This window comes from Pseudomonas aeruginosa, from assembly GCF_001457615.1.
GTDB classification, from domain to species: Bacteria; Pseudomonadota; Gammaproteobacteria; order Pseudomonadales; family Pseudomonadaceae; genus Pseudomonas; species Pseudomonas aeruginosa.
This window is the reverse complement of sequence record NZ_LN831024.1, coordinates 842,439-866,015: the sequence shown is the minus strand read 5'-3', so window position 1 is coordinate 866,015 and position 23,577 is coordinate 842,439. Positions and strand designations below refer to the sequence as shown.

Below are 23,577 nucleotides of genomic sequence, written 5' to 3'. Positions count from 1 at the left end.
GCCGCGACAGCGCGTCCCTTCCCTTCCCGAGCCTCGCCCGCCACGCTGCGGGCAAGGCTCGACAGCCGACGAGGAGAATCATCATGGAATTCAGCTGGAGCGAGATCCTGCTGGAGCTGCTGGCGGTCGCCGTGCTGTTCTTCGGCGTGCATTGGAGCCTGCGCCACGCCAAGACCCTGGACCAGGCGAGCATGCTGCCGTTCGCCGACGACGAGGAGGTGGCCCGCCGGGTCGAGCGGGAAACCGGCAGGAGCCGCACCGGCTGCGGCTGTCCCGGTCGCTGCCAGGGCGACTGCCGGCACTGGGACAAGAATTGGCCGGCATGACGCCGGCCAGTCGCTTCAGGGCTTTATCTTCTTCAGCTCGTTGAGCAGTTCCAGCAACTGCGCGAGCTTTTCCTCGCCGAACCGCTCCTGGATGCGCTGGTAGTTCTTCTCCATGTCGCCGCTCATGGAGACGAAGCACTGCTGGCCCTTTTCCGTCAGGTTCACGTAGACCCGCCGCTGGTCCTTGGGCGCCTTCCAGCGCCGGACGATGCCGTCGCGCTCCAGGCGCGCCAGCACGCCGGTCATGCTCGGGCGCAGGATGCAGGCCTGGTTGGCCAACTGGTAGCTCTCCATCTCGCCCTGCTGGCGCAGGATGCGGATCACCCGCCACTGCTGCTCGGTGAGACCGTGCTGGTTGAGGGAGGGGCGGAAGAAACTCATCGCGGCTTCGCGAGCCTGCAACAGGGTCAGGGTCAGGGAGGGTCTTGGCGTTGACATAGGGTCCGAGCTTGGATGACTGGTTTCGAAAGTGCAGAAGAGTAGCGGAAAAAACACAGGCTGCATGCGGGTATGCAGAAGGAAATCAACGGTTTCCGCCGTGCAGGGCCAAGCCCAGCGCGAGCAGGCTGCCGACGCCGCAGACGGCCATCACCAGCGCCATCGGCAGCACGCCGGGCAACGCCAGCCAGCCGACCGCCAGGCTGGCCAGGCAGCCGAGGCCGAACTGCCCGGACACCGCCACCGCCGAAGCCGCCCCGGCCTGTCCGGGATACAACGCCAGCAGGCTGGCGATGCAGTTGGCGCCGAGCAGGCCGGTGACGCTGACGAAGCACAGCAGCCCGGGCACCAGCGCCCACAACCCGCCCCGCTCGCCGAGCGCCGCATAGCCGAGGAGGAACAGCCCGGACACGCAGGCCAGCAGGCTGCCGGCCCGCAGCAGCGGCCGCGGACCGTGGCGGCGCACCAGGCGCGCGCTGCACCAGGTGGCGAGCATCACACCGAGGATGTTCAGGCCGAAGAACCAGCCGAAGCGCTCCGCGCGCACGCCGAAATGCTCGATGAACACGAAGGGCGCGGCGCTGATGTAGGCGAACATCCCGGCGAACGCCAGCCCCATGCACAGCACGTAGCCCAGCGCGCGACGGTCGCCGAGCAGCCGCCCATAGGCGAGAAAGGCCTGGGCCAGGCTGCCGCCGCGGCGCTCCGGCGGGTGGCTTTCGGCGACCCGCCAGACCGCCAGCAGGCAGAGCCCGGCGAACAGCGCCAGGACCACGAACAACGCGCGCCAGCCGGCCCAGAGCATCAGGTAGCCGCCGAGCAGCGGCGCGGCCAGCGGTGCCAGCATGGTCACCATGTGCATCAATGCCAGCATCCGGGCGGCCTCGCCCAACGGATAGAGGTCGCGCACCATGGCCCGCGCCAGCACCGACGCGGCGCCGCCGCCGAGGGCCTGGAGCACCCTCAGCAGGACCAGTTGCCCCGCGCTGTCGGCCAGCGCGCAGGCCAGGCTGCTGAACAGGTACAAGGCGATACCGGCCAGCAGCACCGGGCGCCGGCCGAAACGGTCGGACAAGGGGCCGTAGAACAGCATGCCGACGCAGAAGCCGACCAGGAAGCCGCTGATGCTCCGCTGCACCTGGGCATCGCTGGCGCCGAGATCGGCGGCGATCGCCGGCAGGCTCGGCAGGTACATGTCGATCGACAGCGGGCCGAATGCCACCAGCGCCGACAACAGCAGCAACAGGCGTCGTTCGCCGCTTCCGACCTGAATCCTCGATGCACTCGCAGGCACGCTCGCACTCCTCTTCTTCGCCTTTCGGTCCAGACGACACCGCCGTGCACGCGGATGCAAGTTCGCCGTCCGGGAAATCCCCACGACGCGACCTCGTTCACCCTGGCAGCGCGCGGGGCCTGGCTCCTTTCGCGGGCCGACAACGTTAACAGATTAACCAAATGCGCAGAAGGCGAAAGATTCCAGGTCGGTTTCGCTCTCCAGCGCCGTACCCTCCATGATCGGCAAGCATGGAAAGGGACAGAAGCTAGCGAAGCTTCCGGGAGGATCGCCAATACTTCATTAACAAGTTAACAATATGCTAAAACTCACCGTGCAATCGGCGTCACCCATACCTACAAGAACAACAACCAAGGGAAGAATCGATGATCACGGCATGCCCCCGCCCGTGCGCCTGGCGCAGCTATGCGCTTGGCCTCGGCCTCCTGCCCCTCGCCGCGCAAGCGGAATTCCTCGCGGACAGCAGCGCCCACCTCGACCTCCGCAACTTCTACCAGTTGCGCGACTACCGCCAGCACGATGCGCCCCAATCGCAGGCCGGCAACTGGTCGCAGGGCTTCGTCCTGCGCCTGCAATCCGGTTTCACCGGCGGCCCGCTCGGCTTCGGCCTGGATGCTACCGGGCTGCTCGGCGTCAAGCTCGACTCGGGACGCGGGCGTAGCAACGATGGCACGCTGCCGTTCGGAGCGAATTCGAAGGAGCCGGTGGACGACTACAGTCACCTCGGCCTGACCGCCAAGCTGCGCTATTCGCAGACCCAGCTACAGGTCGGCATCCTCATGCCGCAACTGCCGGTGGCGTTCCGCGACGACGTGCGCCTGTTGCCGCAGACCTTCGACGGCGCGCTGCTGACCTCCAGCGAGATCGAGGGTCTCACCCTCACCGCGGGGCAATTGTGGAAGTCGCGCACTCGCGAGTCGGCCGGCAGCGACGACATGTACATCATGGGCCGCGACAAGGCCCACGCCAGCGACGAGTTCAATCTCGCCGGCGCGACCTACGCCTTCACCCCTCGGCTCAGCGCCAGCTATTACTACGGCCAGCTCAAGGACATCTACCGGCAGCACTATCTCGGCCTGCTGCACACCCTGCCGCTGGGCGAAGGGCTGTCGCTGCGCAGCGACCTGCGCTACTTCGACAGCGGCGAAGACGGCGCGGCGATCTCCGGGCCGGTGGACAATCGCAACCTCAACGCCATGCTCACCCTGCGCGCCGGCGCCCATGCCTTCGGCATCGGTGTCCAGAAGATGATCGGCAACGACGCCTTTCCGGTGCTCAACGGCTACACCACGCCCTACGTGGCCAACCTCATGGCCTACCAGACCTTCACCCGACCGCAGGAGAAATCCTGGCAACTGCGCTACGACTACGACTTCGCCGGCCTCGGCCTGCCCGGCCTGAACCTCATGACCCGCTATGTACAGGGCCGCGACATCGACCGCGGCGCCGGCCGTGCCGACGACAGCGAATGGGAGCGCAACACCGACCTGTCCTACGTGATCCAGAGCGGACCGCTGAAGAGCGTCGCCTTGAAATGGCGCAACATCACCTACCGCAGCCGCTACGGTGCGGACCTGGACGAGAACCGCTTCATCGTCAATTACACGCTAAAGCTCTGGTGAAGCGCGGCCCCTTGGGGCCGCAGGCACCTCAATCCTCGAGTCGCAGGTGCAAATGCTGCTTCTTGCCCAGGCTCAAGCGCAGCCCGTCGACCTCGCCCGCCAGCGGCGCGTCCGGATCGCTGACCGGCGTGCCGTCCAGGCGCAGGCCGCCGCCGGCGGCGAGGCGGCGGACCGCGCTGCGGGAAGGCTGGATCGCGTGTTCCAGCAGCAGGTCGGTCAGCGACAGTCCCTGCGCCAGGCGCGCGCGGGATAGCTTCATCACCGGCAGGCCGCTGTCCCGCGTACCGTCGGCGAACACCCCGCGCGCGGCATCGGCGGCGGATCGCGCGGCGTGCTCGCCGTGCGCCAGGGCGGTGGCGGCATTGGCCAGGACCACCTTCGCTTCGTTCAGCTCGGCGCCCTGCAAGGCGCCCAGGCGGCGCACCTCATCCATCGGCAGTTCGCTGAACAGGGCGAGGAAGCGACCGACGTCGCGATCATCGCAGTTGCGCCAGAACTGCCAGAAGTCGAACGGCGCCAGGCGCTCGGCGTTGAGCCATACCGCACCCTGCGCCGACTTGCCCATCTTGCGCCCGTCACTGGTGGCCAGCAGCGGCATGGTCAGGCCGAACAGCTGGGCGCCGCCCTGGCGTCGCGACAGCTCCACGCCGTTGATGATGTTCGCCCACTGGTCGGCGCCGCCGAGTTGCAGGGTGCAGCCGCGCCGGCGCGACAGTTCGACGAAATCGTAGGCCTGCAGCAGGGTGTAGCCGAACTCGAGGAACGACAGCGAATGCTCGCGGTCCAGGCGCTGCCTGATGGCGTCGAAGGTCAGCAGGCGGTTGATCGAGAAGTGCCGGCCGACCCGGTCGAGGAACTCCAGGTAGCCGACGCCGTCCAGCCATTCGGCGTTGTTCACCAGGCTGTCGTCGTGCAGTTCGACGTAGCGCGAGAAAACCCGGGCGATGCCGTCGATATTGGCCTGGATCTGCGCCTCGGTGAGGATCGGCCGGCTCGAATCGCGGAAGCTCGGATCGCCGATCCGGGTGGTCGCGCCACCGATCAGCAGCAACGGGCGGTGCCCGGCCTTCTGTAGCCAGCGCATCAGCATCAGGCCCTGCAGGTGGCCGACGTGCAGGCTGTCGGCGGTGGCGTCGAAGCCCAGGTAGGCGGTTGCCGGACCGGCGGCCAGGTGCGCGGCGAGGCCGTCGCGGTCGGTGCACTGGTGGACGAAGCCACGCTCTTCGAGCAGGGCGATCAGGTCTTGCTGATGGGTCGGGACGGACACGGGTATCTCCTTTGGGACGGTGGATGCCCGAGGAGACAGGTTGGGAGGGAGTTCACCGGACCGCCGCCTCGGGCGGTTCGGGAATGCAGCGACGCATCTACCGCCTCAATGAGGGAGCAGATAGGCGTAGTAGCGCTTGAAGGTCAGGGCTGCACGATTCATGCGCGGCACTCTACGCGCCTGTGCCGGGCTGTCAAGACTGGAAAGCGCCTCGACACGAACCGAAGCACTTCCCCGCAACAGAAGCGCAGCCTGGGAAAGTTTGCCCGCCAGTTATCCGCACAAATTTATGACGCCGGTTTCTCTACTTTGAAAAACAACGCAAGACCGGACATGGACTTCAATAACTCGACCGGAAGAAACCTATCAGCAAGGCAGTTGAATTTTTTCCGAAAGCAATAATTCGATACTTTTCTGGATTGGCGCATCATCTCGTAAAAATAGCGAACCGCTTCCCAGTACCCACGAATATCAATGGATCAGCAATATCAAGATGCTTATCGCGGCATTCGAAAAAACATCGACCAATTCCACTGACAGAATATCGGCGTCATTTGCCTAGCATGGATATTCCAGGTTCACCCTATCAACTTCCCAGATTGACACTCTCGCCGGCAGATCAGTAATTTTCAGCGACCAGCCGGCAAAGTACTTTTCCAGAGCGGCTGGCAACCGATAGTCACTCTATCTTCGCAAACCGATGTTTATGCGAGAGGGCCGGCTATCGCTCAAAACTTGATTGATGAAGGAATAGCGCCATGCAACTCGCCACACTTCAGGAACTGAGCTTCGATGAAATCGACCAGGTATCGGGCGCCGGACTCTTCAGCTTCGTCGGCGATGCCATCGTCGATGTGGTCAAGGTGTCCAACGACCTGCTCAACACGTCGGTCATCTCTTCGGTCGGCAAGGTGTTCAACGCCGTCGGCCTGACCCCCATCCATCAACTGGCCGACACCCTCGGCTACGGCGTGTTCAAGGGCGTCGCCGCGGTCGGCGGCCTGCTCGGCGGCGACACCAGCCGCATCGATTACCACTACGACACCGAGTGGACCTGATCCCAGGACCTCGGCCCGCTCCCGTCGCGGAGCGGGCCTCCACCGTCGCCGGAGACCCGGACGCCCCCGGCGGCGACCTAGGACCCGGCAACCGGGAAGGGGCGACCAGCGCCCCGATCAGGAGAACCGCCATGCACGACCTCATCCAGCACGCCGACGCCTTCGTCGGCGATCCCGACCAGGAATCCGGCGGCCTGTCGCGCCGCAGCTTCCTCGGCAAGAGTGCCACGCTCGGCGCGGTCGGCCTGGTGGCCGGCTGGACCCCGGCTTTCGTCATCCAGCCCGCCGAAGCCGCCGCCAGCAGTTGTCCGGCGCCGGCAGGCTTTCCGGCCGGCCTCGAACTTTATCGGCGGGCGTTCCGCAACTGGTCGGGGGAAATCGCCGCCGACGACCTCTGGAGCTGCGCCCCGCGCACCAACGAAGAGGTTCTCGCGGTGGTCAACTGGGCCTGGCAGAACGGCTTCAAGGTGCGCCCGCGCGGCATGGGTCACAACTGGTCCCCGCTGCTGCTGAAAGGCGGCGAGAACTGCGAGAGCCGCATCATGCTGGTGGAAACCAGCCGTTACCTGACCCGCGTACGGATCGACACCCAGGGCGAGTTCGGCCTGTTCAGCGCGCAGACCGGCGTCACCATGGAAGCCCTGCTGAAACAACTGGAGCGGGTCAAGCTCGGCTTCGTCGCCACGCCGGCGCCGGGCGACCTGACCCTCGGCGGGGTGCTCGCCATCGACGGCCACGGCACCGGCATCCCGGCGCAGGGCGAAAGCCGCCTGCCGGGGCAGAGCTACGGCTCCCTGAGCAACAGCATCGTGGCGCTGACCGCGGTGGTCTGGGACGGCGCCGCCGGACAATACGTGCTGAAGACCTTCCGCCGCGACGATCCGGCCTGCGCGCCGTTCCTCGTCCACCTCGGACGCGCCTTCATCGTCGAGGCGACCCTCCAGGCCGGGGTCAACAAGCGCATGCGCTGCCAGAGCTACGTGAACATCCCGGCGAGCGAGATGTTCGCCGCGGCCGGCAGCGGCGGAAGGACCTTCGACAGCTTCCTGCAGAAAAGCGGACGCGCCGAGGCCATCTGGTTCCCCTTCACCGACAAGCCCTGGCTGAAGGTCTGGACGCCGACCCCGCGCTGCCCGTTCGGCGCCCGTGCGGTCAACGGCCCGTTCAACTACCCCTTCTCCGACAACATTCCCAAGGCGCTGTCCGACCTGCTGGCGGCGATCAACACCGGCCACCCGGAACTCACCCCGCTGCTCGGCAAGCTGCAGTACGACCTGGTAGTGGGCGGCATGGCGCTGACCCTGGGCTACGACCTGTGGGGCTGGAGCAAGGACCTGCTGCTGTACATCAAGCCCAGCACCCTTCGCGTCACCGCCAACGGCTACGCGGTGCTGACCCGGCGTCGCGACGTGCAGCGGGTGATCAACGAGTTCTACCTGCAGTACCAGACGATGGTCGCCGCCTACCGCGCCAACGGCCACTACCCCATGAACGGCCCGGTGGAGATTCGCGTCAGCGGGCTCGACCAGCCCGGCGAGTCGATCGTTCCCGGCGCCCAGGTGCCCAGCCTGTCGGCGATCCGTCCGCGCCCCGACCAACCGGAGTGGGACACGGCGATCTGGCTGGACATCCTCAGCCTGCCCGGTACCCCGCAGGCCAATGCCTTCTACCACGAGTTCGAGGCCTGGCTGTTCGACCACTTCAGCGGCGACTACGCCTCGCTGCGGGTGGAGTGGAGCAAGGGCTGGGGCTACAGCCCCGCCGCCGCCTGGGACGAGCCGACGGTGGTCGACCAGTTGGTGGCGCAGTCGCTACGCCAGGGCCTGGTCGCAGACAACGATTGGGACAGCGCGGTGCGCCAGTTGAACGAAGCCGATCCGCATCGGCTGTTCAGCTCGCCGCTGCTCGACCGGCTGATGCCATGAAATGCCGCTATGCGAGGCCGTACTGACTCGGACGAAGAGCGGTTGGCCGGAGCCGATATGAATGAGCCCTCGATACGGCGTTGACTTGTTCAACAGGTCTTATCGAGGTGTCGCACGAACCGGCCTTAATCATTCGCAAAGTTTACCCGGAGTGGCAAACCTTCATCCGCCGAATATTGAAACTCATTGTCAAACGAATTATCGATCCCATGAAAAACCGCTAATCCTGGCAGTTCATCCCACTCTTTCGGATTAGTACCATCGAATGGCTTTCCAGACTCACGGAAAGCCTAAAGGAGATATATGAAATGAAAGAACTCAATGACATTGAAGTCACCTGCGTTTCGGGTGGAACTCTTTCCGGCATGATCGTAGGCGCCGTCGACGGCGCCGCGACGGGCATGGCAATCGGCGGGAAATGGGGCGGTGCCGGCGGCTTCGGCTTCGGCGCTCTTTCCCAGTTGGTCGGCCTGATCGTGCCAACCGCCATGGGTGCTATTGCCGGGGGCACGGTCGGTCTCTTCACCAATGCAGAGACGGCTGTCGGTTACTTGGGCCAATACCGGGAAAACTTCGGTCCCGGTGATGTAGGCCGCACCACCATCTAATTAGAAAAGTCGCACTCCGGCACTTCATGCGTTTGAACTTTCGCAAGGGTGTCGGAGTGTCATGCAAGTATTATTCGAATCCAGGATCCAGCCACCATGTTTCGCCAGGAAGCCCTCGACGCCCAGCATGCCGGCGGCCTGGGCGAGATCGTGCTGATCCGCCCGGTCTCCTTCACTTTTCTCACCCTGCTGGCCGCGGCGATGGCGCTGCTGGTGGTGGGCTTCTTCCTGTTCGGCAGCTACACCAAGCGCAGCACCGTCAGCGGCCAATTGGTGCCCGCCAGCGGCCAGGTCAAGGTGCACGCGCCGCAGGCCGGCATCGTGCTGCGCAAGTTCGTCCAGGAAGGCCAGGCGGTACGACGCGGCGAGCGCCTGATGGTGCTTTCCAGCGAACGCTACGGCAGCGATGCCGGCCCGGTGCAGGCCGGTATCAGCAGGCGCCTGGAACAACGCCGCGACTCCCTGCGCGACGAACTGGAAAAGCTTCGCCGCCTGCAAGACGACGAGCGCGACAGCCTGACCAGCAAGGTCGCCAGCCTGCAACGCGAACTCACCACCCTCGCCGCCCAGACCGACAGCCAGCAACGCCTGCTGGCGCTGGCCAGCGACGCCGCCGCGCGCTACCAGGGGCTGATGGACAAGGGCTACATCTCCATGGACCAGTTGCAGCAGCGCCAGGCCGAGCTGCTCGGCCAGCGCCAGACCCTGCAAGGCCTGGAGCGCGAACGCACGTCGCTGCGGCAGCAGTTGACCGAGCGCCGCAACGAACTCGCCGGGCTTTCCGCGCGCCAGGCCAACCAGCTCGCGGAAACCCGCCGCCAGCTCAGCGCGGTGGAGCAGGACCTGGCCGAAAGCGAAGCCAAGCGCACCTTGCTGGTCACCGCGCCGGAGAGCGGCATCGCCACCGCCGTGCTCGCCGAAGCCGGGCAGACCGTCGACAGCTCGCGTCCGCTGCTGAGCATCGTTCCCGCCGACACCCCGTTGCAGGCCGAACTCTACGCGCCGAGCAAGTCCATCGGTTTCATCCGGCCGGGCGACGCGGTGCTGATCCGCTACCAGGCCTATCCGTACCAGAAGTTCGGCCAGTACCACGGCAAGGTGCAGTCGATCTCCCGCGCCAGCGTCTCCTATGCCGAGCTTTCCAGCATGGTCGGCGGCGTACCGGGGCTCGGCCAGGATGGCGAGCAGCTGTACCGGCTGCGGGTAACCCTCGACGACCAGGCGGTGACCGCCTACGGCCAGCCGCGTCCGCTGCAGAGCGGCATGCTGCTGGACGCCGACATCCTCCAGGACACCCGGCGCCTCTACGAATGGGTGCTGGAACCGCTCTACAGCCTGACCGGCAAACTCTAGGAACGACCCATGGCCTTTCTCGACGCTCTCGCCCTGCGCCTGGGCCGCCGCCTGCCGCTGGTGCTGCAGACCGAAGCCACCGAATGCGGCCTGGCCTGCCTGGCGATGATCGCCGGCTACCACGGCCACCATACCGGCCTGATGGAACTGCGCCGGCGCTTCTCCGTATCGCTCAAGGGCATCTCCCTCAAGCAACTGATCCAGACCGCCCACCGCCTCGGCCTGGGCACCCGCGCGGTGAAGCTCGACCTCGGCGACCTCGGCAAGCTCAAGCTGCCCTGCGTGCTGCACTGGAACTTCAACCACTTCGTCGTGCTCAAGGCGGTCGACGGGCGCGGCGCGGTGCTCCACGACCCCGCCCACGGCCAGCGCCGGCTGGGCCTGGAGGAAGTCTCGCGGAGCTTCACCGGGGTAGCCCTGGAACTCTGGCCGGAGAGCGGCTTCGAGAAACAGGAGGCGCCGCCGCGGATCAAGCTGCTGGGCATGCTCGGCAAGGTCACCGGGCTGTACCGCTCGCTGGCCCAGGTGCTGCTGCTCGCCGGCGCGCTGGAAGTGTTCTCGCTGATCAGTCCGTTCTTCCTGCAATGGACCATCGACAACGTCATCGTCAGCGAAGACCGTGACCTGCTCAGCACCCTGGCCATCGGCTTCGGCCTGTTGCTGCTGATGCAGCAGGCGGTCAGCGGGGTGCGCGCCTGGGTGATGATGCACATGAGCACCCTGCTCGGCGTGCAGTGGCAGGCCAACGTCTTCAGCCACCTGCTGCGGCTGCCCGCGCAGTATTTCGAGAAGCGCCACCTGGGCGACGTGGTGTCGCGCTTCGGCGCGGTGAACAGCATCCAGCAGACCCTCACCGCGGCCTTCCTCTCGGCGGTGCTGGACGGCCTGATGACCGTCGCCACCCTCGGCATGATGCTGCTCTACAGTCCGCCACTGGCGGCCATCGCCATCGCCGCCATGAGCCTCTACGCCCTCGGCCGCTGGATCTGGTACCGGCCGTTGCGCAACGCCACCGAGGAGCAGATCGTCCACGCCGCGCGCCAGCAGAGCCACTTCCTCGAGACGGTGCGCGGCATCCGCCCGCTGAAGCTGTTCCAGCGCCAGGACGAGCGCCGCTCGGTATGGCTCGGCCTGCTGGTGGAACAGATCAACGCCGGCCTGCGTACGCAGAAGCTGCAACTGTTCTACCAGCAGCTCAACGGCCTGCTGTTCGGCGTGGAGAACCTGCTGGTGATCTGGCTCGGCGCGACCATGGTGATGGACGGCCAGTTCAGCGTCGGCATCCTGATGGCCTTCAACGCCTACAAGTCGCAGTTCGACAGCCGCGTCGGCAGCCTGATCGACAAGTTCTTCGAGCTGCGCATGCTCCAGTTGCAGGGCGAGCGCCTGGCCGACATCGTGCTCCAGGCCCCGGAGGTCAGCCACGGCGACATCCTCCCGGAGAACCTCCGCGAGCGCGAGGCGAGCATCGAGATCCAGGGCCTGCGCTACCGCTACGCGGAACAGGAGCCCTGGGTCCTCGACGGCCTCGACCTGCGCATCGCCGGCGGCGAGTCGGTGGCCATCGTCGGCCCCTCGGGCTGCGGCAAGAGCACCCTGTTCAACGTCCTGCTGGGCATCCTCCCGCCAGTGGAGGGACAGATCCGCATGGCCGGCCTGGACCTTGCGCAACTGGGCCTGGACGGCCTGCGCGAACTGGTCGGCACGGTGCTGCAGGACGACGTGCTGTTCGCCGGTTCGCTCAGCGACAACATCAGTTTCTTCGACCCGCAACCGGACATGCCCTGGCTGCTGCAGTGCGCGCAGATGGCTGCCATCCACGATGACATCCAGGCCATGCCGATGGGCTACAACACCCTGGTCGGCGACATGGGCACGGTGCTCTCCGGCGGCCAGAAGCAGCGGGTGATGCTGGCCCGGGCGCTGTACAAGAAGCCGCGCATCCTGTTCCTCGACGAAGCCACCAGCCACCTCGACGTACACTGCGAACAGCGGGTCAACGCCGCCATTCGCGCGCTGCGCATCACCCGCATCATGGTCGCCCATCGGCCCGAGACCATCGCCTCGGCGGACCGCGTGATAGTCCTCGGCCAGGGCAAGGTAAGCCTCGACGAAAGCACCGCGCGCCTGGCCGAACGCCAGGCCGCCGCGGCGCGGGAGCAGGCCTGATGCGTGCCCTCGCCGGCCTGTTGTGCGGCCTGCTCGGCCTGGTTCCCGGCGCCGCCGCCTACGAGCCGGACGTGTTCGGCACCGCCGGCCAGGTCGCCGGCCAGGCGGTCTACGACCTCGGCGGCAGCGGTTTGCCCTGCCGCGGCGGGCCGCCACCGACCGAGCTGAGCCTGGAGGAAGCCATCGAGCGGATCCTCTGCCACGACCCACAGACCCGCCTCGCCTGGGCCAATGCCAAGGCCCAGGCGGCCCAGGTCGGGATCGGCAAGTCCGCCTACCTGCCGCGCCTGGACGGCCGTCTCGACGCCAGTCGCGGCTACAGCGACATGGATTATCGCGATGCCCCCTACCTCTCCGGCGACGGCCATCGACACCGGCGTGGCGCCAGCCTCCAATTGAGCTGGGTGCTGTTCGACTTCGGCCGCCGCAGCGCCGCCCTGCGCAACGCCCAGCAGTTGCTGCTGGCGGCCAACGCCAGCCAGGACGCGACCCTGCAGAACACCTTCGCCCTCGCCGCCCAGGCCTACTACGACGCCCTCGCCGCCCAGCGCAGCCTGGCCGCCTCGCGGCAGGTCGCGGAGCTGGCGGCGCAGAACCTGGAAGCCGCCGACGCCAAGTACCGGGCCGGCGCCGCCGCCCTTTCCGATCGCCTGCAGGCGCAGACCGCGCTGTCCCAGGCGAGCCTCGCCCAGGTCCGCGACGAAGGCGCCCTGAGCAACGCCCTCGGCGTCATCGCCCTGCGCATGGGCCTGGCGCCGGATACCCCGCTGCGCCTCTCCGGCGAGCTGGAGGCGCAACCCGACACCGGCTTCGTCAAGGCCATCGACGAGATGCTCGCCGAAGCCCGCCGCGAGCATCCGGCGCTGCTCGCCGCCCAGGCGCGGCTGAAAGCCGCCGCCGCCTCGGTGGAGGAAAGCCGCGCCGCCGGCCGGCCGAGCCTGGCGCTGAGCGCCAACCTGGCACGCAGCCATAGCGACCAGGCGATGGCGTTCAACGGCGATACCCGCGAACGCGACCGCAGCATCGGCCTGCAACTGAACATCCCGTTGTTCGAAGGCTTCGAACGCACCTACCAGGTCCGCAACGCCCTGGCCCGCCGCGAAGCCAGCGAAGCGGAGCTGGCCGACACCGAGCAGCAGGTTTCGCTGGAGGTGTGGAACAACTACCAGTCGCTCAGCGTCGAGACCCGCAGCCTGGCGCGCACCCGCGAACTGGTCGAACAGTCGCGGCAAAGCCTGGAGGTGGTGCAGGGCCGCTACCGCTCAGGGGTCGGCAGCATGATCGAGCTGCTCAACGCCCTGACCGCCTACGCCAGCGCCGAGGACCAGCACATCCGCGCCCTCGGCAACTGGCAGACCTCGCGTCTGCGACTGGCGGCGAGCCTCGGTCGCCTGGGTTTCTGGAGCCTGCGCTGAAAAGCCCGGGAAGCGCCGCCGCTCTCTACCTCTCGCGCTTGTCCGGCTGGCCGCCATCGCGCAGGATGCACCCAGCCCCCGCGACGAGAGACCGCATGATCGACGACATCCGCTACCTGATCGTATTCGCCAAGATCGCCGAGACCGGCTCCGTCTCCGGCGGCGCCGAGGCGCTGGGCCTGAGCGCCGCGACCGCCAGCCTGCACCTGTCCAGGCTGGAACGGAACCTGGGCCGTGCGCTGCTCTACCGCAACAGCCGCAAGCTGTCGCTGACCCAGGACGGCACGCAGTTGCTGGACACCGCCCGCTCCATGCTGGAACTCTACGAGAAGGGCTTCATCGAGTTCCGCCAGCGCGCCGTCTCGACCCGCAACAGCCTGCGCATCTCGATGCCCGCGGTGTTCGTCAACGGCGACTTCACCCGTCACCTGGCAGCCTTCATCGAGGAGCATCCCGACCTCGACCTCGGCATCGCCTGCGACGACAGCCGCCACGACATCATCGGCGACGGCATCGACATCGCCTTCCGCATCGGCGACCTGCCGGACAGCTCGCTGAAGGCCCGTCACCTGTTCCTGCTGCCGCGCCAGGTAGTGGCGGCACCGGCATTCCTGGCCCGGCACGCGCCGCTGGAACACCCGCGCGACCTGCAGCGGCTGGAATGGATCGGGCTCGGCATGCGCCCCGACAGCCGGCTATTCCGTCATGCGCGGGACGACGAGGAGGTACGCGTCGACTACACCCCGCGGGTGCGCGTCGACAGCGTCGAAGCCTCCTGCCGCCTGGCCCGCCTCGGCGTCGGCCTGGCCGCGCCGCCGACCTACCTGAGCGACGAGCCGATCCGCCGCGGCGAGTTGCGCGCGGTGCTGCCGGAATGGCGCCTGGAGCCGTTGAAGGTGTATGCGGTGTGGCCGCCCAACGTACCCGCCAGCAGCATCGCCTATACCCTCATCAATCGCCTCTACGAGGCCTTCAATCCGGGCTAGCGGCGAGCTACAGGTAGAGCATGTAGCCAGCGGTCAGCACCAGGGTGCCGCCCATCGCCCGATTGAACAGGCGCACCCGCCGGGGGCTGTCGAGCAGCAGCGCCACGCGGTCACCGAGCAGTGCCCAGGCGGCCAGCGAGAGGTAGCAGACCACCAGGTAGATGGCCATGAAGACCAGCAGCGGCGCGTGCGTGCTCGGGCTGGCGAACAAGGCCACGCCGGAAGCGCAGGCGATCCAGGCCTTGGGATTGAGCCATTGCAGGAGCACGCCCTGGAAGAACCCGGGGACCCCGTTTTCCTCCAGGGCCAGGCGTGGATCCGCGGTGGCGATGCGGTAGCCCACATGAGCGATGAACGCCGCGCCGGCCATCCCCAGGTAGTCGAAGAAGCGCGGGTAGGCCTCGATCGCGCGGACGAACCAGAAGCCGACGAAGGCCAGCAGCAGGACGAAGCCGAGGGTGGCGCCGGTGACGAACGGCAGGGTCCGGCGGAAACCATGGTTGGCGCCGGAAGCGACGATGGTCAGGTTCACCGGACCGGGGGAAATCGACAGGCTCAGGGAGAACGCGCCCATGGCGAGCAGCAGGGCTAGCGGCATGGGTCGAACTCCCCGGTCGGATTGCGGGCTGGCTGGTGCGGGGCGGGCATGGGTTTCCTCCGTAGGCTCCTGGCGGGGCGCGACCGAACGGGTTGCGCCGCTGCCCGGAACGCTACAGGGAAAGCCCACCGGCATTAACGGGGCAAGGCTCAAGGCTGGTTTTGATTTTCCGCGCTTGACGACTGCGCCGGCCGCCGGCGCACCTCAGTCGTCCGCCTGGCCCGGCATGCGGATGCCATGCCGGCGCACCCGCCGATACAGGGTCGCTCGCGAGATACCCAGTTCCCGCGCCGCGGCCATGGGTTTCCAGCGATGCCGCACGAGGGCGTCGAGCAGGGCGTCGCGCTCCGGACCGCCGCCGCTCTCGCACGCACTGGCCGGTGTCCGGCCTTCGCCACGCAGCTCTGCCGGAAGGTCGGCGAGTTGCAGGGTGGCGCCGCCGCACAGCGCGCAGGCGTAGCGCAACACATGCCGCAACTGGCGGACATTGCCCGGCCAGCGATAGCCGAGCAGGCATTCCAGGGCTGCCTCGCCGAGTTCGATGCGTACGCCGCAGTGCGCGGTTTCCTCGTCGAGGATGCGCCGGATCAGCGCCAGCCGGTCGCTGCGTTCGCGTAGCGGCGGCAGTTCGAAGCGGGCGCCGCCGAGGCGGAAGTAGAGATCCTCGCGGAAGCCGCCGGCCGCCACCAGCGCCGCCAGGTCGCGGTGGGTGGCGCAGATCACCTGGATATCCACAGCCTGCCGGCGCGCAGCCCCCAGCGGCGCCACCTCGCCCTCGGCCAGCACGCGCAGCAGGCGGGTCTGCAGGCCCAGCGGCATGTCACCGATCTCGTCGAGGAACAGGGTACCGCCATCGGCCTGCTGCAGCAGGCCGCGCATCCCTTTCGCCGCCGCGCCGGTAAAGGCTCCGCCAACGTAGCCGAACAGCTCGCTCTCGATCAGGCTTTCGGGAATCGCCGCGCAGTTGAGCGCGACGAAGGGTTTGTCGCGACGGGCGCTGGCCTGGTGCAACTGGCGGGCGAAAACCTCCTTGCCGGCACCGGTCTCGCCCTGGATCAGCACCGGCAGGTTGCGGTCCTTGACCCGCACCGCCAGGCGCAGGCTTTCGGCGATGCGCGGGTCGAGCGCAGCGTCGTCGGGCACCTCGCGCTCCAGCCGCCGCGCCTTGGCCCGCGGCGCGCTGAGACGCACGTGCAGCTCGCCGGCCTGGCCGCGCAGCAGGCACGGCGCCTGGTCGGCGGCGGCGTGCAGGGCGTCGAGGTCGAACACCTCGCCGATGTGGCTCGGCACCTGCCCCAGGCGCTGCCGCAGGTAGTGCCGCGCCGCCGGGTTCAACGCCAGCAGGCGCCCATCGGCGTCCCAGGCGAACAGGTAGTCCGGCTGGCTGTCGACGTAGCCCGGCGCACGGTGCGCGCGCAGCACCCAATGGCCCTGGGCGCTGTGCATGAAGAAGGCGTTCTCGATCTCCCGCGCGCTCTGCGCCACCATCTGCCGGATCAGATGCTGGCTACGGCGGTCGTCCGGCGATTGCACGGCGGAAACGTCGAGCACACCGAGCAACTCGCCCTGCGGATCGAAGACCGGCGCCGCGGAACAGGTCAGGTCGATGAAGGCGGCGCGGAAGTGATCGCGCTTGTGCACCGTCACCGCAGTCCTGTCGGTGAGTACGGCGGCCACCCCGCAGGTGCCCTCCTCGCCTTCCGACCAGCAGGTGCCGAGGTACAGCCCGGCCTTGCGGCAGTCGTTGCGGATGGTCGACTCGACACGGTAGTCGATGGTCCGCCCCTGGGCATCGGTGAGCAGTACGCAGTAGTCGGCATCGCGCACCCGTCCATGCAGTCGCGCCACCTCTTCGCTGGCGATGCGCAGGAACAGTTCGGAACGCTCGCGACATTCGTCGAGGAGGGTCTGCGAGAGAATCCGCGGCCCTTGCAGGGACCCCGGGTCGAGACGGTGCTGCTCCATGGAGCGGCGCCAGGAGTCGAGGATCGGCGTCGGCACCGGCGCCTGCGGCAGGCGCGCGGCGTTCCTCAGGACACGGCTGACACAGTCCACATGGTCCTTCGAGTGTGCGGAAAGCATGGGGCCTCCGTTGCTCGGCATCTTGTTGTTGTGCCGCCCATTAAGCGCCCATCGGCGACCCTCGACAAGCGCCGGGCCGCCACAGCCGACGACTGAGACGGAGCGTCTCAGCGTCTCGCCGGGAACCCGTGCGCGATGACATGGGTTGTCTCGCCGGACGTCGCCCCGGCGGTCGCCGGCCTTCCCATGCCGGCGCTCTACGACGGGCCTTCCGGCCGCCACGCCGCAACCTGGCATCGGCCTTGCTCCAGCCACGGCGACGGCAGGGCGGACTGTCCGCTCCTCCCAACGCCCTGCCGCATACACCTACAAGAACAATCAGAGGTGAAGCATGCACGCTACGTCGTCCGACGATTTCTCCCTGTCTTCCCGGGTCGCGCTGGTGACCGGCGCCGGACGCGGCATCGGCCGGGGCATCGCCCTCGCCCTGGCGCGCGCCGGCGCCGACGTGGCGGTGGCCGACCTCGATCCGCAGGTCGCCGAGGAAACCGCCGCCGCGATCCGCAGCCTCGGTCGCCGCAGCCTGGCCCTTGGGGTCGACGTCAGCGACGGCGACAGCGTCCGGGCGATGGTCGAGCGGGTCGCCACGGAGTTCGGCCGGCTCGACGTGGCGGTGAACAATGCCGGGGTGATCAGCATCCGCAAGGTCGCCGAACTCAGCCTCGCCGACTGGGACCGGGTGATGAACGTCAACGCCCGCGGCGTGTTCCTCTGCTGCCAGGCCGAACTGCCGCTGATGCAGGCGCAGCGCTGGGGGCGGATCGTCAACCTGTCATCGATCGCCGGCAAGGTCGGTCTCCCCGACCTCGCCCACTACTGTGCCTCGAAGTTTGCCGTGATCGGTTTCAGCAATGCCCTGGCCAAGGAGGTCGCGCGCGACGGGGTGACGGTCAACGCGCTCTGCCCGGGAATCGTCGGCACCGGAATGTGGCGCGGCGAGGACGGCTTGTCGGGCCGCTGGCGGCAGGCCGGCGAAAGCGAGGCGCAGTCCTGGGAACGCCACCAGGCCAGCCTGCTGCCCCAGGGCGAGGCGCAGACCGTCGAAGACATGGGCCAGCTCGTCGTCTACCTGGCCTGCGCGCCGCACGTCACCGGCCAGGCCATCGCCGTCGACGGCGGATTCTCGCTATGACCCCGCCCTCGCCGATCGTCGGCATCATCGCCAACCCGGCCTCCGGTCGCGACCTGCGTCGCCTCACCGCCCATGCCGGGCTGCACTCCAGCACCGACAAGGCATCGGTGGTGCAACGCCTGCTCGCCGCCTTCGGCGCCACCGGCATCCGCCATGCGTTGCTGCCGCCGGACATGACCGGCATCGCCGCCGCCGTGCTCCGGGCCAGCCAGACCCGCCAGGCCCGCGACGGCCACTGGCCGTTCCTGGAGTTCCTCGACATGCCGCTGCGCCAGAGCGTCGAGGATACCCGCCTGGCGGCGCGGCGCATGGTCGAGCGCGGCGTGGCGCTGATCGCCGTGCTCGGCGGCGACGGCACGCACAAGGCAGTGGCCGCCGAGGTCGGCGACGTCCCCCTGCTGGCGCTGTCCACCGGGACCAACAACGCCTTCCCGGAGCTGCGCGAAGCCACCGGCGCGGGGCTCGCCGGCGGCCTCTGCGCCAGCAACCGGGTGCCGCCGGAGATCGGCCTGCGACGCAACAAGCGCCTGCTGGTGCGCGAGCCGCGCCGCGGGCTCTGCGAGTGGGCGCTGGTGGACGTCGCGGTGTCGCCGCAGCCGTTCATCGGCGCCCGCGCCATCAGTCGCGCCGAAGACCTCGCCGAAGTCTTCGTCAGCTTCGCCGAACCCCACGCCATCGGCCTTTCGGCGCTTTGCGGACTGTGGTCGCCGGTGAGCCGCGAGGAGCCCCACGGCGCCTGGATGCGCCTGCATCCGGACGCCCGCGAGAGCCTGCTGGTGCCGCTGGCGCCGGGCCTGCTGGTGGGCTGCGGGGTCTCTGCCGCCGGCTACCTGCAACCCGGCGTGACCCACGCACCGAGCCTGTCCAGCGGGACCCTGGCGCTGGACGGAGAGCGCGAGATCGAGTTCAGCGCCACCGACCGCCCGAGCATCACCCTCGACCCTTCCGGCCCGTTCAGCGTCGATGTGCCGGCCACCCTCGCCTACGCCGCCCGCCATCGCCTGCTGGCCGGCCAGCGAACCCCGATGACCCCGTGAAGACAACCTGGAGAACAACAAGATGTCCACTCTGAGCACCGACCAACTGCTCCATGCCTACCGCGTGATGCGCACCATCCGCGCCTTCGAGGAACGCCTGCACGTCGAGTTCGCCACGGGCGAGATACCCGGCTTCGTCCACCTCTACGCCGGCGAGGAAGCCTCCGCCGCCGGCGTGATGGCGCACCTGCGCGACGACGACTGCATCGCCTCCACCCATCGCGGCCACGGCCACTGCATCGCCAAGGGCGTAGACGTGCACGGCATGATGGCGGAAATCTATGGCAAGAAGACCGGGGTCTGCCAGGGCAAGGGCGGCTCCATGCATATCGCCGACCTGGAGAAAGGCATGCTCGGCGCCAACGGAATCGTCGGCGCCGGCGCGCCGCTGGCCGCCGGCGCCGCGCTGGCGGCCAAGCTGAAAGGCAGCGATGCGGTGGCGGTGGCCTTCTTCGGCGATGGCGGCTCCAACGAAGGCGCGGTGTTCGAGGCGATGAACCTGGCCGCGGTGTGGAACCTGCCGTGCCTGTTCGTCGCCGAGAACAACGGCTATGCCGAGGCCACCGCGGCCAACTGGTCGGTGGCCTGCGACCACATCGCCGACCGCGCCGCCGGTTTCGGCATGCCCGGGGTGACCGTCGACGGCTTCGACTTCTTCGCCGTCCACGAGGCTGCCGGCGCCGCCATCGAGCGCGCCCGCGCCGGCGAGGGGCCGTCGCTGATCGAAGTCAAGCTGACCCGCTACTACGGACACTTCGAGGGCGACGCACAGACCTACCGCGATCCCGACGAAGTAAAGCACTACCGGGAAACCCGCGACTGCCTCAAGCAGTTCCGCGAACGCACCTGCCACGCCGGCCTGCTCTCCGCCAGCGACCTGGACGCCATCGACGCCGAGGTCGAGGCGCGCATCGAGGATGCCGTGCAGCGCGCGAAGAACGATCCCAAGCCGGAGCCGGACGACCTGCTGCGCGACGTCTACGTGTCCTATCCCTGAGCCGCCCGAAAACAAGAACGAGGAGAACCATCATGGCGAGAAAGATCAGCTACCAGCAGGCCATCAACGAGGCGCTGGCCCAGGAAATGCGCCGCGACCCGAGCGTCTTCATCATGGGCGAAGACAATGCCGGCGGCGCCGGCGCGCCCGGCGAGGACGACGCCTGGGGCGGCGTGCTGGGGGTCACCAAGGGCCTCTACCACCAGTTCCCCGGCCGCGTGCTGGATACCCCGTTGTCAGAGATCGGCTATGTCGGCGCCGCGGTCGGCGCCGCCACCCGCGGCATGCGCCCGGTGTGCGAACTGATGTTCGTCGACTTCGCCGGTTGCTGCCTGGACCAGATCCTCAACCAGGCCGCCAAGTTCCGCTACATGTTCGGCGGCAAGGCGGTCACCCCGCTGGTGATCCGTACCATGGTCGGCGCCGGCCTGCGCGCCGCCGCCCAGCATTCGCAGATGCTCACTTCGCTATGGACCCACATCCCCGGCCTCAAGGTGGTCTGCCCGTCGTCGCCCTACGACGCCAAGGGCCTGCTGGTCCAGGCGATCCGCGACAACGACCCGGTGATCTTCTGCGAGCACAAGCTGCTCTATTCGATGCAGGGCGAGGTACCCGAGGAGCTGTACAGCGTACCCTTCGGCGAGGCGAACTTCCTCCGCGACGGCGACGACGTCACCCTGGTGACCTACGGCCGCATGGTCCACCTGGCGCTGGACGCCGCCGCCAGCCTGGCGCGCCAGGGCATCTCCTGCGAAGTACTGGACCTGCGCAGCACCAGCCCGCTGGACGAGGACAGCATTCTCGAAAGCGTGGAAAAGACCGGCCGCCTGGTGGTGGTCGACGAAGCCAACCCACGCTGCTCGATGGCCACCGACATCGCCGCGCTGGTCGCCGAACGGGCCTTCTCCGCGCTGCGCGCGCCGATCCGCCGGGTCACCGCGCCCCATACGCCGGTGCCTTTCTCCGACGCCCTGGAAGACCTCTACATCCCCGACGCGGCGAAGATCGAGGCAGCCGTGCGCCAGGCCCTGGAAGGGAGGGACGCGGCATGAGCCGGATCCATACACTGACCATGCCCAAGTGGGGCCTGTCGATGACCGAGGGTCGGGTGGACGCCTGGCTCAAGGAAGAGGGCGCGCATATCGAGAAAGGCGACGAGGTGCTCGACGTGGAGACCGACAAGATCTCCAGCAGCGTCGAGGCGCCCTTCTCGGGCGTGCTGCGGCGCAAGGTGGCGCGCGAGGACGAGACCCTGGCGGTCGGCGCGCTGCTCGGCGTGGTGGTCGAGGGCGAGGCGAGCGACGAGGAGATCGACGCACTGGTGCAACGCTTCCAGGCCGAATTCGTACCCGCCGACGAGGACGCTGGGGATAGCGGACCGGCACCGCGGAAAGTCGAGCTGGACGGGCGCCTCCTGCGCTATTTCGACCGCGGCGAGGGCGATCCGGCGCTACTGCTGATCCACGGTTTCGGTGGCGACCTGAACAACTGGTTGTTCAACCACGAGGCGCTGGCCGCCGAGCGGCGGGTGATCGCTCTAGACCTGCCGGGCCACGGCGAGTCCGGCAAGGCCCTGGTGCGCGGCGACCTCGATGAACTCAGCGGCAGCGTGCTGGCCCTGCTCGACCACCTCGACCTGGAACAGGTACACCTGGCCGGTCACTCCATGGGGGGAGCGGTGGCGCTGAACTGCGCGCGCCTGGCGCCGCAGCGGGTGCTGTCGCTGAGCCTGATCGGCAGCGCCGGCCTCGGCGAGGAGATCAACGGCGACTACCTGCGCGGCTTCGTCGAGGCGGCCAACCGCAACGCGTTGAAGCCGCAACTGGTGCAGTTGTTCTCCGACCCCGCGCTGGTCACCCGGCAGATGCTCGAGGACATGCTCCGCTACAAGCGCCTGGAAGGCGTCGATGCGGCCCTGCGCCAGTTGCTGGACAACCTGTTCGCCGACGGTCGCCAGCGCAACGACCTGCGTGCCGTGGCGAGCGAGGGCCGCCAGCCGGTCCTGGCGATCTGGGGCAGCGATGACGCGATCATCCCGGCGCGGCATGCCGAGGGCCTGCCAGCCCAGGTGGAGATCATTCCCGGACAGGCGCACATGGTGCAGATGGAAGCCGCCGAGCAGGTCAACCGCCTGCTGCTCGACTTCCTCCGCCAGCATTGAGGAGACGACCGACATGAACAGTTCCCCGCAAGCCAACGCGGCGATGCGCGCCGCCGTCTGGCACGGCCGCCACGATATCCGCGTGGAAGACGTGCCGCTCCCGGCCGAGCCGCCGCCCGGCTGGGTGCAGATCCGTGTGCACTGGTGCGGCATCTGCGGCTCCGACCTGCACGAATACCTGGCCGGCCCGGTATTCATCCCCGTGGAGGCGCCGCACCCGCTCACCGGCCTCAAGGATCAATGCATCCTCGGCCACGAGTTCAGCGGCGAAATCGTCCGCCTCGGCAACGGCGTGACCGGCTTCGCCGTCGGCCAGGCGGTCGCCGCAGACGCCTGCCAGCATTGCGGCACCTGCTACTACTGCCGGCATGGGCTGTACAACATCTGCGAGAACCTGGCCTTCACCGGGCTGATGAACAACGGCGCCTTCGCCGAATACGTCAACGTACCGGCCAACCTGCTCTACGCCCTGCCGGCCGGATTTCCCAGCGAGGCCGGCGCGCTGATCGAGCCGCTGGCGGTGGGCATGCACGCGGTGAAGAAGGCCGGCAGCCTGCTCGGGCAGAACGTGGTGGTGGTCGGCGCCGGCACCATCGGCCTGAGCACCATCATGTGCGCGCGCGCCGCCGGCGCGGCACAGGTGATCGCCCTGGAGATGTCCTCGGCGCGCAAGGCCAAGGCCCTGGAGGTCGGCGCCAGCCAGGTGCTCGACCCCTCGCGGTGCGACGCCCTAGGCGAAATCCGCGCCCTCACCGGCGGGCTTGGCGCCGACGTCAGCTTCGAATGCATCGGCAACAAGCACACCGCCAAGCTGGCCATCGATGCCATCCGCAAGGCCGGCAAATGCGTGCTTGTGGGAATCTTCGAGGAGCCCAGTGAATTCAATTTCTTCGAGCTGGTTTCCACCGAGAAGCAGTTGCTCGGGGCCCTCGCCTACAACGGCGAGTTCGCCGACGTGATCGCCTTCATAGCCGACGGCCGCCTCGACATCGCACCGCTGGTGACCGGTCGCATCGGCCTGGAAGAAATCGTCGAGCGCGGTTTCGAAGAGTTGGTGAACAACAAGGAGCACAACGTGAAGATCATCGTCTCGCCGGGCGGCTGACGCT

Annotated in this window: 20 protein-coding genes; 15 read left to right on the top strand and 5 right to left on the bottom strand. The window is 67.9% G+C overall.

Going from position 1 to position 23,577, the window contains the following annotated elements; all coding sequences use genetic code 11:
- The first annotated feature begins 83 nt into the window (after window positions 1-83).
- Window positions 84-326 (top strand): hypothetical protein, encoded by a 243-nt coding sequence (locus tag AT700_RS04040; RefSeq protein ID WP_003093468.1) that lies wholly within the window; start codon window positions 84-86, stop codon window positions 324-326.
- 15 nt (window positions 327-341) lie between these two features.
- On the opposite strand, the gene hpaR is transcribed toward AT700_RS04040, so the two are convergent.
- Both hpaR and AT700_RS04030 read right to left on the bottom strand, forming a co-directional pair.
- Window positions 342-764 carry a homoprotocatechuate degradation operon regulator HpaR gene (gene hpaR / locus AT700_RS04035; RefSeq protein ID WP_003093470.1) on the bottom strand — a complete coding sequence of 141 codons (423 nt, stop codon included), beginning with the start codon at window positions 762-764 and terminating at the stop codon, window positions 342-344.
- Between the two features lie 85 nt (window positions 765-849).
- Complete coding sequence (locus AT700_RS04030) at window positions 850-2,058, bottom strand: Bcr/CflA family multidrug efflux MFS transporter (protein ID WP_003159295.1); 1,209 nt, start codon at window positions 2,056-2,058, stop codon at window positions 850-852.
- 365 nt (window positions 2,059-2,423) lie between these two features.
- Here AT700_RS04030 and AT700_RS04025 point away from each other — a divergent pair, with 365 nt between their 5' ends.
- Complete coding sequence (locus AT700_RS04025; RefSeq protein ID WP_003105682.1) at window positions 2,424-3,680, top strand: OprD family porin; 1,257 nt, start codon at window positions 2,424-2,426, stop codon at window positions 3,678-3,680.
- 28 nt (window positions 3,681-3,708) lie between these two features.
- Here AT700_RS04025 and tyrS read toward each other — a convergent pair whose 3' ends face one another.
- Entirely contained in the window at window positions 3,709-4,947 is a 1,239-nt protein-coding gene (gene tyrS, locus AT700_RS04020; RefSeq protein ID WP_003105684.1) for a tyrosine--tRNA ligase, read from the bottom strand.
- A 758-nt stretch (window positions 4,948-5,705) separates the two neighbouring features.
- Here tyrS and AT700_RS04015 point away from each other — a divergent pair.
- The 7 genes from AT700_RS04015 (at window position 5,706) to AT700_RS03985 (ending at window position 14,461) form a co-directional block, all read left to right on the top strand.
- Window positions 5,706-6,005, top strand: coding sequence for a hypothetical protein (locus AT700_RS04015; RefSeq protein ID WP_003093477.1), 300 nt, complete (start codon window positions 5,706-5,708; stop codon window positions 6,003-6,005).
- A gap of 131 nt (window positions 6,006-6,136) precedes the next feature.
- Complete coding sequence (locus AT700_RS04010) at window positions 6,137-7,930, top strand: cholesterol oxidase substrate-binding domain-containing protein (RefSeq protein WP_023083975.1); 1,794 nt, start codon at window positions 6,137-6,139, stop codon at window positions 7,928-7,930.
- 308 nt (window positions 7,931-8,238) lie between these two features.
- A complete protein-coding gene (locus AT700_RS04005) occupies window positions 8,239-8,538 on the top strand; it encodes a hypothetical protein (RefSeq protein ID WP_003093484.1) in 300 nt (99 codons plus the stop codon).
- Between the two features lie 96 nt (window positions 8,539-8,634).
- Window positions 8,635-9,891 carry an HlyD family secretion protein gene (locus tag AT700_RS04000; RefSeq protein ID WP_003093492.1) on the top strand — a complete coding sequence of 419 codons (1,257 nt, stop codon included), beginning with the start codon at window positions 8,635-8,637 and terminating at the stop codon, window positions 9,889-9,891.
- Between the two features lie 9 nt (window positions 9,892-9,900).
- Window positions 9,901-12,060, top strand: a complete 2,160-nt coding sequence (locus tag AT700_RS03995) for a peptidase domain-containing ABC transporter (RefSeq protein ID WP_003105688.1) — start codon at window positions 9,901-9,903, stop codon at window positions 12,058-12,060.
- Window positions 12,060-13,475, top strand: a complete 1,416-nt coding sequence (locus tag AT700_RS03990) for a TolC family protein (RefSeq protein ID WP_003118187.1) — start codon at window positions 12,060-12,062, stop codon at window positions 13,473-13,475. The genes AT700_RS03995 and AT700_RS03990 overlap by 1 nt, the downstream gene beginning before the upstream one ends.
- A 95-nt stretch (window positions 13,476-13,570) precedes the next feature.
- On the top strand, window positions 13,571-14,461 hold the full coding sequence (locus tag AT700_RS03985; protein WP_003093500.1) for a LysR family transcriptional regulator: 891 nt from the start codon (window positions 13,571-13,573) through the stop codon (window positions 14,459-14,461).
- Window positions 14,462-14,468: 7 nt separating this feature from the next.
- Here AT700_RS03985 and AT700_RS03980 read toward each other — a convergent pair whose 3' ends face one another.
- Window positions 14,469-15,059 carry a LysE family translocator gene (locus tag AT700_RS03980; protein ID WP_043087275.1) on the bottom strand — a complete coding sequence of 197 codons (591 nt, stop codon included), beginning with the start codon at window positions 15,057-15,059 and terminating at the stop codon, window positions 14,469-14,471.
- A gap of 204 nt (window positions 15,060-15,263) precedes the next feature.
- Window positions 15,264-17,141 carry a sigma-54-dependent Fis family transcriptional regulator gene (locus AT700_RS03975; RefSeq protein ID WP_003104795.1) on the bottom strand — a complete coding sequence of 626 codons (1,878 nt, stop codon included), beginning with the start codon at window positions 17,139-17,141 and terminating at the stop codon, window positions 15,264-15,266.
- 331 nt (window positions 17,142-17,472) lie between these two features.
- On the opposite strand from AT700_RS03975, the gene AT700_RS03970 reads away from it, so the two are divergent.
- Genes AT700_RS03970 through AT700_RS03945 form a run of 6 tightly spaced genes read left to right on the top strand, consistent with a single transcriptional unit; the run spans window position 17,473 to window position 23,573 of the window.
- Complete coding sequence (locus AT700_RS03970) at window positions 17,473-18,273, top strand: SDR family NAD(P)-dependent oxidoreductase (protein ID WP_003104791.1); 801 nt, start codon at window positions 17,473-17,475, stop codon at window positions 18,271-18,273.
- Window positions 18,270-19,310, top strand: coding sequence for an ATP-NAD kinase family protein (locus tag AT700_RS03965; protein WP_048520774.1), 1,041 nt, complete (start codon window positions 18,270-18,272; stop codon window positions 19,308-19,310). The genes AT700_RS03970 and AT700_RS03965 overlap by 4 nt, the downstream gene beginning before the upstream one ends.
- 22 nt (window positions 19,311-19,332) lie before the next feature.
- Entirely contained in the window at window positions 19,333-20,307 is a 975-nt protein-coding gene (locus AT700_RS03960) for a thiamine pyrophosphate-dependent dehydrogenase E1 component subunit alpha (RefSeq protein WP_003093507.1), read from the top strand.
- Window positions 20,308-20,339: 32 nt separating this feature from the next.
- Window positions 20,340-21,359: an alpha-ketoacid dehydrogenase subunit beta gene (locus tag AT700_RS03955; RefSeq protein WP_003104786.1), complete on the top strand. Its 1,020-nt coding sequence runs from the start codon at window positions 20,340-20,342 to the stop codon at window positions 21,357-21,359.
- Window positions 21,356-22,468: an acetoin dehydrogenase dihydrolipoyllysine-residue acetyltransferase subunit gene (locus AT700_RS03950; protein ID WP_003093511.1), complete on the top strand. Its 1,113-nt coding sequence runs from the start codon at window positions 21,356-21,358 to the stop codon at window positions 22,466-22,468. The genes AT700_RS03955 and AT700_RS03950 overlap by 4 nt, the downstream gene beginning before the upstream one ends.
- Before the next feature lie 43 nt (window positions 22,469-22,511).
- Window positions 22,512-23,573 carry a 2,3-butanediol dehydrogenase gene (locus AT700_RS03945; RefSeq protein ID WP_003104781.1) on the top strand — a complete coding sequence of 354 codons (1,062 nt, stop codon included), beginning with the start codon at window positions 22,512-22,514 and terminating at the stop codon, window positions 23,571-23,573.
- The last annotated feature ends 4 nt before the right edge of the window (window positions 23,574-23,577 follow it).